17 protein-coding genes and 1 other RNA gene are annotated in these 12,472 nt (G+C 68.6%); 4 read left to right on the top strand and 14 right to left on the bottom strand.

Annotated features, from left to right (window positions below):
* Nucleotides 1-73: 73 nt before the first annotated feature.
* A complete protein-coding gene (gene ybgC / locus AAC979_RS14460; protein ID WP_371347572.1) occupies nt 74-583 on the bottom strand; it encodes a tol-pal system-associated acyl-CoA thioesterase in 510 nt (169 codons plus the stop codon).
* A 238-nt stretch (nt 584-821) separates the two neighbouring features.
* Nucleotides 822-1,238 (bottom strand): DUF2852 domain-containing protein, encoded by a 417-nt coding sequence (locus AAC979_RS14465; protein ID WP_371347573.1) that lies wholly within the window; start codon nt 1,236-1,238, stop codon nt 822-824.
* Between the two features lie 140 nt (nt 1,239-1,378).
* Between AAC979_RS14465 and AAC979_RS14470 the strand changes: the two genes are divergently transcribed.
* Entirely contained in the window at nt 1,379-1,858 is a 480-nt protein-coding gene (locus tag AAC979_RS14470) for a hypothetical protein (protein WP_371347574.1), read from the top strand.
* 10 nt (nt 1,859-1,868) lie between these two features.
* Here the strand turns inward: AAC979_RS14470 and AAC979_RS14475 are convergent, their stop codons facing one another.
* The 6 genes from AAC979_RS14475 to AAC979_RS14500 all read right to left on the bottom strand — a co-directional run bounded on the left by AAC979_RS14475 (nt 1,869) and on the right by AAC979_RS14500 (nt 6,229).
* On the bottom strand, nt 1,869-2,501 hold the full coding sequence (locus AAC979_RS14475; protein WP_371347575.1) for a TetR/AcrR family transcriptional regulator: 633 nt from the start codon (nt 2,499-2,501) through the stop codon (nt 1,869-1,871).
* Nucleotides 2,502-2,551: 50 nt separating this feature from the next.
* On the bottom strand, nt 2,552-3,589 hold the full coding sequence (gene ruvB, locus AAC979_RS14480; protein WP_371347576.1) for a Holliday junction branch migration DNA helicase RuvB: 1,038 nt from the start codon (nt 3,587-3,589) through the stop codon (nt 2,552-2,554).
* Nucleotides 3,586-4,035: a hypothetical protein gene (locus AAC979_RS14485; protein ID WP_371347577.1), complete on the bottom strand. Its 450-nt coding sequence runs from the start codon at nt 4,033-4,035 to the stop codon at nt 3,586-3,588. The genes ruvB and AAC979_RS14485 overlap by 4 nt, the downstream gene beginning before the upstream one ends.
* A complete protein-coding gene (gene ruvA / locus AAC979_RS14490; protein WP_371347578.1) occupies nt 4,032-4,649 on the bottom strand; it encodes a Holliday junction branch migration protein RuvA in 618 nt (205 codons plus the stop codon). Before ruvA ends, AAC979_RS14485 begins: the two co-directional genes overlap by 4 nt.
* On the bottom strand, nt 4,646-5,197 hold the full coding sequence (ruvC, locus tag AAC979_RS14495) for a crossover junction endodeoxyribonuclease RuvC (protein WP_371347579.1): 552 nt from the start codon (nt 5,195-5,197) through the stop codon (nt 4,646-4,648). The genes ruvA and ruvC overlap by 4 nt, the downstream gene beginning before the upstream one ends.
* Before the next feature lie 102 nt (nt 5,198-5,299).
* Nucleotides 5,300-6,229: a DMT family transporter gene (locus tag AAC979_RS14500; protein WP_371347580.1), complete on the bottom strand. Its 930-nt coding sequence runs from the start codon at nt 6,227-6,229 to the stop codon at nt 5,300-5,302.
* A gap of 237 nt (nt 6,230-6,466) precedes the next feature.
* On the opposite strand from AAC979_RS14500, the gene AAC979_RS14505 reads away from it, so the two are divergent.
* Nucleotides 6,467-7,213 carry a TSUP family transporter gene (locus tag AAC979_RS14505; RefSeq protein WP_371347581.1) on the top strand — a complete coding sequence of 249 codons (747 nt, stop codon included), beginning with the start codon at nt 6,467-6,469 and terminating at the stop codon, nt 7,211-7,213.
* 12 nt (nt 7,214-7,225) lie between these two features.
* On the opposite strand, the gene AAC979_RS14510 is transcribed toward AAC979_RS14505, so the two are convergent.
* The 5 genes from AAC979_RS14510 to AAC979_RS14530 form a co-directional block, all read right to left on the bottom strand.
* Entirely contained in the window at nt 7,226-7,972 is a 747-nt protein-coding gene (locus AAC979_RS14510) for a YebC/PmpR family DNA-binding transcriptional regulator (RefSeq protein ID WP_371347582.1), read from the bottom strand.
* Between the two features lie 112 nt (nt 7,973-8,084).
* Nucleotides 8,085-8,900, bottom strand: coding sequence for a TIGR00282 family metallophosphoesterase (locus tag AAC979_RS14515; RefSeq protein WP_371347583.1), 816 nt, complete (start codon nt 8,898-8,900; stop codon nt 8,085-8,087).
* Between the two features lie 2 nt (nt 8,901-8,902).
* Complete coding sequence (locus AAC979_RS14520) at nt 8,903-9,508, bottom strand: 5-formyltetrahydrofolate cyclo-ligase (RefSeq protein ID WP_371347584.1); 606 nt, start codon at nt 9,506-9,508, stop codon at nt 8,903-8,905.
* A 10-nt stretch (nt 9,509-9,518) separates the two neighbouring features.
* A non-coding RNA gene (gene ssrS / locus AAC979_RS14525) (6S RNA) lies at nt 9,519-9,675 on the bottom strand.
* 172 nt (nt 9,676-9,847) lie between these two features.
* Entirely contained in the window at nt 9,848-10,849 is a 1,002-nt protein-coding gene (locus AAC979_RS14530) for an NAD(P)H-quinone oxidoreductase (protein ID WP_371347585.1), read from the bottom strand.
* 135 nt (nt 10,850-10,984) lie between these two features.
* Here AAC979_RS14530 and AAC979_RS14535 point away from each other — a divergent pair, with 135 nt between their 5' ends.
* Nucleotides 10,985-11,191, top strand: coding sequence for a DUF1192 domain-containing protein (locus AAC979_RS14535; RefSeq protein WP_371347586.1), 207 nt, complete (start codon nt 10,985-10,987; stop codon nt 11,189-11,191).
* A 354-nt stretch (nt 11,192-11,545) separates the two neighbouring features.
* Nucleotides 11,546-12,034 carry a DUF1465 family protein gene (locus tag AAC979_RS14540; protein ID WP_371347587.1) on the top strand — a complete coding sequence of 163 codons (489 nt, stop codon included), beginning with the start codon at nt 11,546-11,548 and terminating at the stop codon, nt 12,032-12,034.
* A gap of 134 nt (nt 12,035-12,168) precedes the next feature.
* On the opposite strand, the gene rpmE is transcribed toward AAC979_RS14540, so the two are convergent.
* Nucleotides 12,169-12,393 carry a 50S ribosomal protein L31 gene (gene rpmE, locus AAC979_RS14545; protein WP_244450624.1) on the bottom strand — a complete coding sequence of 75 codons (225 nt, stop codon included), beginning with the start codon at nt 12,391-12,393 and terminating at the stop codon, nt 12,169-12,171.
* Between the last annotated feature and the right edge of the window lie 79 nt (nt 12,394-12,472).

Raw genomic sequence — 12,472 nt, forward strand, 5'->3', positions numbered from 1 at the left:
CCCTATTAGGGTTAATACGGCGTTAGCGTTGCCGCATTGCAACAACCAAAAGGGTGCATGACTACCGGATGATTCAGGGCTGCGGTGCCTGCTCCAGCGCCAGTTTCATCGCTGCGCGCAGCGCGTCGGGAATGCGGCGGGCGCGGCCCTGCGCGACGAAGGCCACTTTCACCTTACCCTCGACCAGGAGTTCCTCGCCGCGCTTCACTTTCTGGGCGAGAGTGATGGAGGCGCCGGCGACCTCCACCGGGCTGGTGTGGACCTCCAGCACGTCGTCGATACGCGCGGGGCGAACGAATTGCAGTTCCATGGAGCGGACGACAAAGGCAAAGCCCGGCGCCTCGGCCAGCGCCTCGCCGAACAATTCGCCCTGCACCACGCCGATGAGCCGCAGATGGTCGGAACGGGCGCGCTCCATGAATTTCAGATAGTTGGCGTGATAGACGATGCCGGAGAAATCCGTGTCCTCATAATAGACCCGAACGGGGAGCACATGCCCGCCCGGCACCAGCTTCCCTGCCAGATGCAGGAAGGGGTCGGCCTTCAGGTTTTCGGGCGAGAGGGGATCGGGACGCTCGTTCATGCCGCCCTCATAAACGAGGGCGCGGCTCTTGTGAACAAAGGCAATGGCGGACGCACGCCATAAAATGCCGGCGAAAGCGGCATGCCGGCAAATGCTCAAAACAACGCCGCGCCTCCTGCATGCAGGGGCGCGGCGCGCGGTCTGTCGGCAAGGCCTCGTCGGGGGAAACGGTCCGCCTCGCCTCAGGCCATTGATGGGCGGTCAGGCCCAAGGCATCAGCCTTCGGGGGCGTGCCCGCTCAGCCCTGGCCTTCGCCCACCGGAGCGGTCGGGGCGGCCGGGCGGTTGCGGCGGTCGGCCATGAACTGGTCGAACTCCGCCTTGTCCTTGGCCTGGCGCAGGCGGTCGAGGAAGGAACGGAAATCCTTCTGTTCCTCTTCCAGCCGGCGCAGCGTCTCCTGGCGGTATTCGTCGAAAGCGCGGTTGCCGCTGGAGGGGAACCCGCCGCCGAAGCGGCTGCCGAAATTGCGGACAGCTTCCGCGCCTTCTTCCTGCCAGCGGCCGAAGCCGCGCTTGCCACCACAAAACATCCGTCCACTCCCTATCGTGAAGGCCAGGACCGCAAGACCCAGAGGCCACCAGGCCATGAAGCCCAGTACCGTGAGCGCGATCCAGGCCGGCTTGCCGTAACTGTCGAGCTTCTGTGCGAGCTCCATGGGCGTACCGCTCCTGGGTCAAACCCCGGCGGGCACCATGCCCGCTCGGGTTAATGTTAATCACATTTACATAGATAGAAATCCGCCCCCCTGTTGTCAATGGGCGCGGCCTGCGGGATTTAGAGGTAAAGGACGCCCCGATGACGCCACTGATTCCCGACTGGTCCGAAGTTGCCGCGCTGTTCGAGCCCGATGGCGCGCTGCGCGATATCTATGTGCTCGATGCCGGCCCGGACGGCTGGCAGGCCGTGCTCGACAGCCTGCGCTCGCTCGATCCGCCCCCGCTCTTCGATATTGACGGCGAGCCGGCGGTGATGCCCAAGCGTATCGAAGATGTGTTCGCGATCTGGAAGCGCGCAAGCCCCAGCCTGCGCTGGAACGCGGGCGAGGTCGCCATCCATCTTCACTTCTTCCGCAGCGACGATATCGAGTTCGACCTCGATCCCGCCGATGTCTGCGAGCCGGAAGACTGGCAGGCACTGGCCCGGTTCATGCGCGGGCTGGCGGAGACGGCGGAACGCCCGGTAATCCTGACGCCAGAGAACAAGCCGGACGACATCCTGCTGTTCTGCCGCGGCGCCGGCGCCGCCATCGAGGTCAACGCCACCGCCGAGGGGTGAAACGCGCCGCTCAGCCCTCCGCGCCGAGGCCCTTGAGATAGACGAGGAAGGCCGCTTCCAGCAGATCGTCCGGTTCCATCGGCAGCTTGCGGCGGGCGCCGTCGGCCCGGCCGAACAGCGAGGCCACGCCATGCGCCAGCGCCCAGGTGTGCAGCGCCACCATCAGCGCCGGCGGGCGCACCCCGGCCGGCATGGAGGCGACCAGCACATCCGCCGCCTCGCGCAGCACGCCGAAAGCGCGCTGGCTGGCCTGATCCAGCGCCGGAAAGGCCTCGTTGCGCAGGCCTGATTCGAACATGGCGACATAGTCGGCGGGATGCTCGCGGGCAAAGGCGAGATAGGCGCGGCCGAGGCGCTCATAGGCTTCCGCCGGGCTCGGGCGCCCCTCGTTCCAGCCCGCTTCCAGCGCCTTGGTGAAACGCTCGAAACCGTCAGCCGCCACCGCCGCCAGCAGATCGTCGCGGTCGCGGAAATGCCGGTACGGCGCGGCCGGAGAGACGCCAGCGCGGCGCGCCGCCTCGGCGAAAGTGGCGCCGGCGGTGCCCTTCTCCGCGATCAGCTCAAGCGCCGCCTTCATCAAGGCTTCCCGAAGGTTGCCGTGATGGTAGCCGCGCGATTCTCCGCCGTTCCGGGACCAGCTCATGTGAAGGGGACTTACATCACGCCAAGGGCCGCGTCGATGGTGCTGCCCGCTTATTCGCCGCCCTCGTCGAACAGCGGCATCTGGTTGACGCTCGCGGGCGCGGCGAGGCCGAGATGCTTGAAGGCATGGGCGGTCAGCACGCGCCCGCGCGGGGTGCGTTGGAGAAAGCCCTGCTGCACCAGATAGGGCTCGATGATTTCCTCGATGGCGTCGCGCGGCTCGGACAGCGCGGCGGCGATGGTTTCCACCCCCACCGGCCCGCCGCCATAATTCATCGCCACCACGGTGAGGTAACGCCGGTCCATCTGGTCGAGGCCGAGCCCGTCCACCTCCAGCGCCCGCAGCGCGTGGTCGGCAGCGGCGCGGTCGATGATCTCCTTGCCCGCCACCAGGGTGAAGTCGCGCACCCGGCGCAGCAGCCGGCCGGCGATGCGCGGCGTGCCGCGCGCCCGGCGGGCGATCTCGCGGGCGCCATCCTTCGCGATGGGGATGCCCATCACCCGCGCGCCGCGCGTGACCACCAGTTCCAGTTCTTCGACGGTGTAGAAATTCAGCCGGATCGGGATGCCGAAGCGGTCGCGCAGCGGCGTGGTGAGCAGGCCGGAGCGTGTGGTCGCCCCCACCAAGGTGAATTTCGACAGCGAGATTTTCACCGAGCGCGCGGCCGGCCCCTCGCCGATGATCAGGTCGAGCTCATAATCCTCCATGGCGGGATAGAGGATTTCCTCCACCGCCGGGTTGAGACGGTGAATCTCGTCGATGAACAGCACATCGCGTTCTTCGAGATTGGTCAGCAGCGCCGCGAGATCGCCGGCCTTGGCGATGACCGGGCCGGAGGTGGAGCGGAAACCGACGCCGAGTTCGCGCGCCACGATTTGCGCCAGCGTGGTCTTACCCAGCCCCGGCGGGCCGACGAACAGCACATGGTCCAGCGCCTCGCCGCGCGCCTTGGCGGCCTTGATGAAGATGTCGAGATTGGCCCGCGCCTGCTCCTGCCCGACGAACTCGGCGAGGTTCTGCGGCCGCAGCGACGCCTCGGCGAGATCTTCCTCGCGCTTGTCGGGGGCAACGAGGCGCTTTGCGTTCATCGCCCTGTCTCCCGCTCGCGCGGAGGAAACACCCCGCCGGCGATCAGCACGCCGGTGGCGAGGGCCACAGAGGCGGCGAGAATGGGCGCCAGCAGCAGGGCGCGCTGCTCGACCAGCGGGCGGAACTCGCGAAAATCATAGGACAGCACGATGACGGCGAGCGGCAGCAGCGCCACCACCACAGCGGCCGCCAGCACGAACAGCGGCGCGCGCGGCCGGAAGGAGAGCGCGAAGGCGCAGACGCCTGCGACCACTCCGCCCGGCACCACCGCGATCGCCGCATAGGTCGCGGAAGCCGCGCTATGCATCAGCCGCTCGATGGTGAGAACGGCGAGAATGGCCCCGCCATAGGCGAAGATCATCGCCGGAATGCGCGCCTGCCACGGCCAGGGCCGCGGCTGCCCCGCCCCGCGTCCACGGGAGGCGCTGGTGAAGCGCAGCATCATCGCGCCAGTTCCTTCAGCCCGAGGCGAATCAGCCGGGCCGTATCGGCGCCCTCGCCGGCCTCGCGCAGCGCGGCGGCGACAGCCGCGCTCGCCTGGACCTGCGCGTAGCCCAGATTAACCAGCGCCGACACAGCATCCGCCACCGGCGCAGGCGCCTGCCGGTCCTCGATCTGCGCGGCGAGGCCCGCCACCGCCGGATCGACGCTGGCAAAGCCCGGTGCCTTGTCCTTCAGTTCCGCGACGATGCGCGCCGCCACTTTGGGGCCGACGCCATTGGCGCGCGCCACCATCACCTTGTCACCGAGCGCCACTGCATTGGCGAGTTCGGCCGGGGAAAGCGTCGAGAGCACGTTGAGCGCCACCTTGGAGCCGACGCCCTGCACATTCTGCAGCAGCAGGAACCAGCTTTTTTCCGCCGGCGTGGCGAAGCCGTAAAGCCGGATCATGTCTTCGCGCACGAAGGTTTCGATGAACAGCACCGCCGCCTCGCCGACCTTGGGCAGTGCCTGCAGCGTGCGGCCGGAGCAGTGGACGAGATAGCCCACGCCTTGCACATCGAGGATCACATGGTCGTCGCCATAGAAGTCGACGAGGCCCTTGAGCTTGCCGATCATCGTGCCGCCGCCTTTGCCGTGAGCTTCGGCGGCACTTTTGCCGCCATTTGCGCCTTCATCGCCGCCATGCCCCGATGCTGCGCGTGCGTCACCGCCACCGCAAGCGCGTCCGCCGCGTCGTCGGTGGTGAAATCGGCCTGCGGCAGCAGGATTTTCATCATCAGCCGGATCTGCGCCTTCTCCGCCCGGCCGGCGCCGACCACGGTCTTCTTCACCAGCAGCGCTGCATATTCGGACACCGGCACACCGGCCAGCGCCGGGGTCAGCATCACCACGCCGCGCGCCTGGCCGAGCTTGAGCGTCGAGGCCGGGTTGACGTTGACGAAGGTTTCCTCCACCGCCGCCTCATCGGGGGCGTAGGCGCGCAGCACCTGCATCAGTCCGGTGTGCAGGCAGGCCAATCGCTCGGCGAGACTTCCCTCGTCCGGCGGCATTACTGTGCCGCAGGCGATGAAGCTCAGCCGCGTGCCGGCAGCCTCGATCACCCCCCAGCCGGTGCGGCGGAGGCCCGGATCGAGCCCGAGAATGCGAATCGGCGACGGCACCATGCCCTAGGGCGTACCCGAACAAAGGACGAACGCCTAGGGGCCGCACCCCACAGGCGAGAGCCAAGACCGGTCATGGTGAACGCGCGGTTAACGCGCACGGCATCAGCGCCCGCCGGTAAAGGCGCCGCTCGCCAGCGTTACCCCCACCCCGGTCGCCACCACGCCGATGATTGCCGCCGTGTCGGGATGCTCGCCCAGAACCGGCACGGCGATCAGCGCCGCCAGCGCCGGCACCAGCCCGGTGAAGGCGGCGGCGCGCGAGGAGCCCAGCCGCTCAATGGCGATGCCGAAAGCAACCAGCGCGACGACACCCGACAGCAGGCCCTGGATGAGAAGCTGGAAGAGGATTTCCCGGCCATAGCCGCTGTGGACCGCGTCGATCACACCGGGGAGGCCGTAAGGCGTGAGCACAACCGTCGACCACAAGCCGATCAAACCCACCGTCTCCGTCGCCTTCAGCCCGGTGCGGCGGAAGGCCAGCGTGTAGCCGGCCCACATCGTCGCCCCGGCCAGCAGCAGCGCATGGCCGCGCCAGGCGCCGTCCTGCGGGTAGAGCAGCCCCCTTCCGCCGAGTGTCAGCACGCCGAGCGCGATGGCGGCGAAGCCGATCGCCCGCGCCGTGCCCAGCCGCTCGCGGAACACCAGCACCGAGATGGCGGCAACGATCAGCGGCATGGTGCCGGGCAGCAGCGGACCGACATCCGCCGCCGGCACGAAGCGCATGGCGGTGGCGACATCGAGAAAGAAGAAGGCTCCGGCGCCGAGAAAGCACAACAGGAAAGGTCGCCATGCCGTCTTCGGCCACAGGCCGACGCGCCACCAGGCGGGGGCGAGCACCACCGCCGGCACGATGAAGCGCAGCCATCCAATGGTCGCCGGCGGCAGATGCCCGTGCACGGCATGGCGGGTGGAAACGATCCAGCCGCCCCAGATGGCGATGGCGAGCAGCGCGCAGCCGGCGCCGACGAGGCGGTCGGACAATGAGAGTTCGGCCGCGCTAGCCGGCATCAACGCAGAAGCGGACTTGGTCATGAGCAGGGCTCCCGCGCCGCACAGGCGCGCGAAAAGGGGTGCCCGGAATGGCGGGCGACGTGTTGGGGGGAATGTGGCGTGCGCGACCCGTCGGCACAAATGCGTTTTGCGAATAGCCACGTTCGCGAAATCCGATGGATGGGCTCCTTCGATCGCGGGTCGTGTTGACGGCATCCCGGCACGGGTCTAGCTCTACGGACGCAGGCCACGGCGGCGTGCGCCGTCCCCGGTTGGTATATGGTCGTTGATCCCGCCCTGGCCTGGGCCTTTCTCACCGCGCTTATCGCCGGCGTCACGCGCGGCTTTTCCGGCTTTGGCGGGGCGCTGATCTTCGTGCCACTGGTCAGCGCCGCCTATGGTCCGCGCGTCGCCGCCCCCTCGCTTCTCGTCATCGACACGTTGATGACGCTGCCCTTCGTCCTGCCGGCGCTGCGCGCCTGCATCTGGCGGCAGGTCGCGCCGCTGGCCGTTGGGGCGGTGGTGGCGGTGCCCGCCGGGGTCTGGGTACTGCAGCACACCGACCCGCTGGCGCTGCGCTGGGCGCTCGCCGGTCTCGGCCTCGGGCTGCTCGGCCTGCTGGCGTCCGGCTGGCGCCATACGGGCCGGCACACATTGCCGGCGACGCTGGGTGTCGGCGCCGTCGCCGGTTTCTGCGGCGGCGCGGCGCAGATGTCCGGTCCCGCCGTTGTGGTTTATTGGCTTGGCAGCGGCCAGCCCGCGGCGCTGGTGCGGGCGAATCTGTTCGGCTTCTTCGCGTTGGTGACGCTGGCGACCGGCAGTTCCTATGCGCTCGGCGGCCTGTTCACCGCCGAGGTCGGTCGCCTCACCCTGTTTCTCGGGCCCGCCTATGCCGCCGGGCTCTTCATGGGCGCGCGTGCCTTCCGTGGCGCGTCCGACCGGCACTACCGCGTCGCCGCCTATTGGGTGATCGCCCTCGCCGCCCTCATCAGCCTGCCGCTGTTCGACCCGCTGATCGGGCGGTGAGCGGCGCGCCGCTCAGCCGCCCATCTTCGCCATGAAGGCGTCGGAGAGCTCGAAATTGGCATAGACGTTCTGCACGTCGTCATTGTCGTTGAGGTTGTCGACGAGGCGCATCAACTTTTCCGCCACTTCATCGTCCACTGCCACCGTGTTCTGCGGCCGCCAGACGAGGCCGGACTTGCGCGGCTCGCCGAATTTGGCCTCCAGCGCGCGGGCGACCTCGTGCAGATTCTCCACAGAGCACACGACCTCATGGCCGTTCTCGTCCGAGGTCACGTCGTCCGCGCCCGCCTCGATGGCGGCTTCCAGCATATCGTCGGCCGAAGCCTTGGCGGCGTCGAACTCCACCGTGCCAATGCGGTCGAACATGAAGGATACCGCGCCGGTCTCCGCCAGCGCGCCGCCGGACTTGGTGAAGTAGGAGCGCACTTCCGAAGCGGTGCGGTTGCGGTTGTCGGTCAGCGCCTCGACGATCACGGCGACACCGCCGGGGCCATAGCCCTCATAGCGGATCTCGTCATAATTCTCGGAATCGCCGCCCAGCGCCTTCTTGATCGCGCGGTCGATATTGTCCTTGGGCATGTTTTCCGCGCGGGCCGCCAGCACGGCGGCGCGCAGGCGCGGGTTCATCGCGGGGTCGGGCATGCCGAGCTTGGCGGCGACGGTGATTTCACGCGCCAGCTTGGAGAACAGCTTGGAGCGCACCGCGTCCTGCTTGCCCTTGCGGTGCATGATGTTCTTGAATTGCGAATGCCCGGCCATGGCCGCCTCCACGTCACCCCGGGCGGGCCTGAGGCCCGGCCGTGTCGAATGCCTGAGAGAATAAAGGTGCGCGGCTTATAGGCGACAGGGCGGGCTTGCGTAAAGCGGGGGGCTACCAGAAGTCCGGCACCGCCGCGCTCAGACTGCCGCCGATCCGCACCGGCGCCACCGCCACGGCCCGCCCCGTGGCATCGGTCTCCACCGCCAGGCCCGACAGCGTGCCCGGGCCAGCCGCGGGCTCGAAACGCGACGAGCCGATCTTGCGGGTGAAGCGGCGCAGCGGCTCTTCCTTGTCCATGCCGATCACGCCGTCATAGCAGCCGCACATGCCGACATCGGTGAGATAGGCCGTGCCGCCGGGCAGGATACGGTGGTCGGCGGTCGGCACATGGGTGTGGGTGCCGATGACGAGGCTCGCCCGCCCGTCGCACCAATGGCCGAAGGCCTGCTTCTCGCTGGTGGTTTCGGCGTGGAAGTCGACGATGGCCGCGTCCGCCACCAGCCCGAGCGGAGCGGCGTCGAGTTCGCGGTCGATGGCGGCGAAGGGGTCGTCGAGCGGCTCCATGAAGGCACGGCCCATCATGTTGACCACCAGCACCTGCGCGCCATTATTCGCCTCGATCAGCGCCGCGCCGCGTCCGGGCGTCCCGGCCGGATAATTGGCGGGACGGACGAGGCGCGGGGCGCGCTCGATGAACACCAGCGCCTCGCGCTGATCGAAAGCGTGGTTGCCGAGCGTCACCGCATCGGCGCCGGCCTCCAGAAACTCCTCATAGATGGCCTCGGTGATGCCGAAGCCGCCGGCGGCGTTCTCGCCATTGACGACCACGAAATCCAGCGCCCATTCCCGGCGCAGCCGCGGCAGATGCTCCTGCACGACCTGCCGGCCGGGACGTCCGACCACGTCACCGAGGAAAAGAAGGCGCATCGTCAATCCTCCGCCGGCCGCACGACGCCTTCATCCGTGGCGATGGCGTCGAGCCGCTCGTCATGCGCCTCGGCAGGCACGGCGGGCAGCTCCTGCACCGCGAAGGCATAGCCCAGCGCCTCGATACGCTTGGCCCGGCGCAGCAGGCTGAGCGTGCGGTCATAGAAGCCGGCTCCATAGCCCAGCCGGTTGCCGCGCGCATCGAAACCGGCGAGCGGCACCACCAGCACGTCGGGCGAGACGGCGGGCGCCTCTTCCGGCGGCGCGGGAATGGAAATGCGCCCCGGCCCGGCACTCGGCGTCAGCGCGACGCCCGGTTCCCACAGGCGGAACAGCAGCGGCTTGCCGATCTCGCGCACGATGGGCAGCGCGACCTGCGCCCCCGCCGCCCGCAGGCGCCGCACCAGCGCGGCGGTGTCGATCTCCCCGCCAATGGGCGCGAAGACGGAAACCACCTCGCCGCTCACCTCGCCCAGCCAGTCCATGGCATGCGCCGCCGCCGCCTCCGCCGCCTCCGCGCGGACGGAAGGCTCAAGCGCCGCCCGCCGGGCGAGCGCCACGGTGCGAAGGCTGGCCTTGTCGAGTTGGGAGTCGGTCACAAGCGGCATGATGAATGAGTGCGGAGCCACAATGGCCGTTGGAGGATCGATCCCGGGAACCTACAACGTAGGTGGGCGCCGTTTGTCCGGACCCACGGGTCCGGTCAGGGACAGCTCCCTTTGAGATCGATAAGGCCCCGGGGAATATGTTCTCCTGACGAACCTCGCAGCCCCGCGTGACAAATCTAGGACGCCCCCGGGCAAATTGCCAGAGGCAGATGGAAGGGCCCGAACAGCTTTCGGTGAGCGCCCCGCCGTCCCGGCCGACGCGCGGCGATGCGCCGGGATCGCTCGACATGGCGCCGATCCCGGCTCGGCCTTGTGGTCGTCAGGGGCGAGGGAGAAACCTCAGCCCACGCTCAGCATGATCTTGCCGATATGGGCGCTGGTCTCCATCCGCGCATGGGCCTCGCTCGCCTTTTCCAGCGGAAAGGTCTGGTCCATCACCGGCTTCACCATGCCGGCGGCGACCAGCGGCCACACCTTTTCCGCCAGCGCGGCGGCGATCGCCGCCTTCTCCGCCTTGGGCCGCGAGCGCAGGGTGGAGCCCATATGCGACAGCCGCTTGAGCATCAGTCGCATGAAGTCGATCTGCACCTTGGAGCCTTCCATGAAGGCGATCTGCACCAGCCGGGCCTGCGGCGCGGCGGCCTCGTAATTGCGGGCGATATAGGAGCCGCCCACCATGTCGAGGATGACGTTGACGCCCTTGCCGCCGGTCTTTTCCTTCACCACGGCGACGAAGTCCTCGCTTTTGTAGTCGATGGCGACATCGGCGCCGAGCTGGCGGCAGACCTCGCACTTCTCGGCGCTGCCGGCGGTGGTGAACACCGTCGCGCCGAACGCCTTGGCGAGCTGGATCGCCGTCGTGCCGATGCCGGAGGTGCCGCCATGCACGAGGAACCGCTCGCCTTGCTTGAGGCCGGCGAGGTCGAACACATTGGTCCAGACGGTGAAGAAGGTCTCCGGCAGTGCCGCCGCCTCGACCATGGACAGACCCGCCGGCACCGGCAGGGCCGAGCCCTCATCGGCCAGGCAATACTGCGCATAGCCGCCGCCGGAGACCAGCGCGCACACCTTGTCGCCGAGCGTCCAGCGCGTCACGCCCTCGCCGAGCGCCACCACCTCGCCGGCGATCTCCAGTCCGGGAATGTCGGAGGCGCCGGGCGGCGGCGGATAGAGCCCCTTGCGCTGCATGACATCCGGCCGGTTGACACCCGCCGCCGCGACCTTGACCAGTATCTCGCCCGCGCCGGGCGCCGGCACCGGCCGCTCCACGGGAACCAGGGCTTCCGGCCCGCCCGGCGTGGGCAGGCCGATGGCGGTCATGGTGGCGGGCAGCTCGGTCACGGCGTCGTCCTCATCCTGTCGAATGTCCCGTCCGTCCTAGGTCAAGCCGCCAGCGCTGGCAACCGCGGGCGGGCGCGACTAAGCTCGCCCGCCGCATGCAGACACCCGATGCCGACACCGGAGAGGAGCCCGACCATGGCGATCGACGATGAGCTTTTTCCGGCCGTGACGCCGTCGGTGAAGCCGGCCGCTCACACGGTGGGCGCCGATATTTCCGCCCTCTCGGAAACCGAAATCGAGGAGCGCATCGCCCAGCTCGGCGGTGAAATCGAGCGGCTGAGGCGGGCGCTGGAGGCCAAGCGCGCCTCACGCCTCGCCGCCGAGAACGTGTTCAAGCGCTGAGGTCTTAACCCGCGATTAAGGTTTCCGACCTATTACTGGCGCCGGTCCTTTTTGACCGCGAGTGGCCTCTGTCCACTCTGTTTGACGCATCCCTGTCTACCACTTTACGAGCCGCCCGCCGGGCGGCTCTTTTTTCTCCCCGCTATTCCACACCGGGCAACCTGCCGCTGCCGAATCTGCCGCGGCCGGCTGGACAGCGCGCCGCCGCTGCGCGACAGACGAAGCCGTCGGGCGCCATCAGGCGCCAGTGAGGGTTTCGCCGCCATGGGCAGCTTCCGGGAAGATTCGGACGGGAACGACAGGCCGGGCGCCGAAGCCGGACCCCGCGCGGCAGGGTCTGCCCCCTCGGCCGAGATGATCCGCTTTGCCGAACGGCGCCTCGCCTCGCCCGCCTTTTTCGCGCTGTTTCAGGAAGGCATGGCGCTGGTCGAGGAAACCGCCGCCTATCTCGACGGAGAGGGCCGCGCGGCCAGCGCCGCGCTCCCGCGCGGGCGGCTCGCCGCCTATGCGCAGCAGAGCATGCGGCTGTCCACCCGGCTGATGCAGCTTGCCTCCTGGCTGCTGCTGCGCCGCGCGGTCGCCGACGGCGAGATGGCGGAAGCCACCGCCCGGCGTGAAGCCGCCAAGATCGACCTGACGGGTCCGCTGCGCGACATCGACGCGGAAGCGTTGTTGCCGGACCCGCTGACGCGGCTGATCCAGCGTAGTTTCGAGCTGCAGCGACACATCGCGCAGTTCGATGCCGCCCTGTCCGCACCTTCCGCAGGGGAAAACACCGGCCTGCGACCGAATGTCGTCGCCGGGCAGATCGGTCAGCTCCGCCGCGCCTTCGAGCGGGGTTGACCGTGCTGGGCGGCGCCGCCTCGCCCGTGGCAAAACCCACGCAAACGAAAACCCTCGCGCAGGGCCGTGTCCGGCGCGAGGGTTGATGTCGTTATGTCGCGCAGCGCCCTGTGAGGGCGCCCCTCCCCGGCCGATCAGGCCTTGAGGAAGCCCGCGAACTTCTTCTGGAACTTGGACACGCGGCCGGCGCGGTCGAGAAGCTGGCCGGAGCCGCCGGTCCAGGCCGGGTGCGAGGTCGGGTCGATATCGAGCTGGAGGACATCGCCCTCCTTGCCCCAAGTCGTCCGGGTCGTGTACTCGGTGCCGTCCGTCATCACCACCTTGACGAAGTGGTAGTCGGGATGGATGTCGCTCTTCATGGGTAGCATCCTCAGCCGCCGCAGGCCGGCCCCTCGCGGGAGCCATGCGGCGATCTACAAAACGATCCTGCCGGAAATC

This window comes from Ancylobacter sp. IITR112 (assembly GCF_041415945.1).
GTDB lineage: Bacteria > Pseudomonadota > Alphaproteobacteria > Rhizobiales > Xanthobacteraceae > Ancylobacter.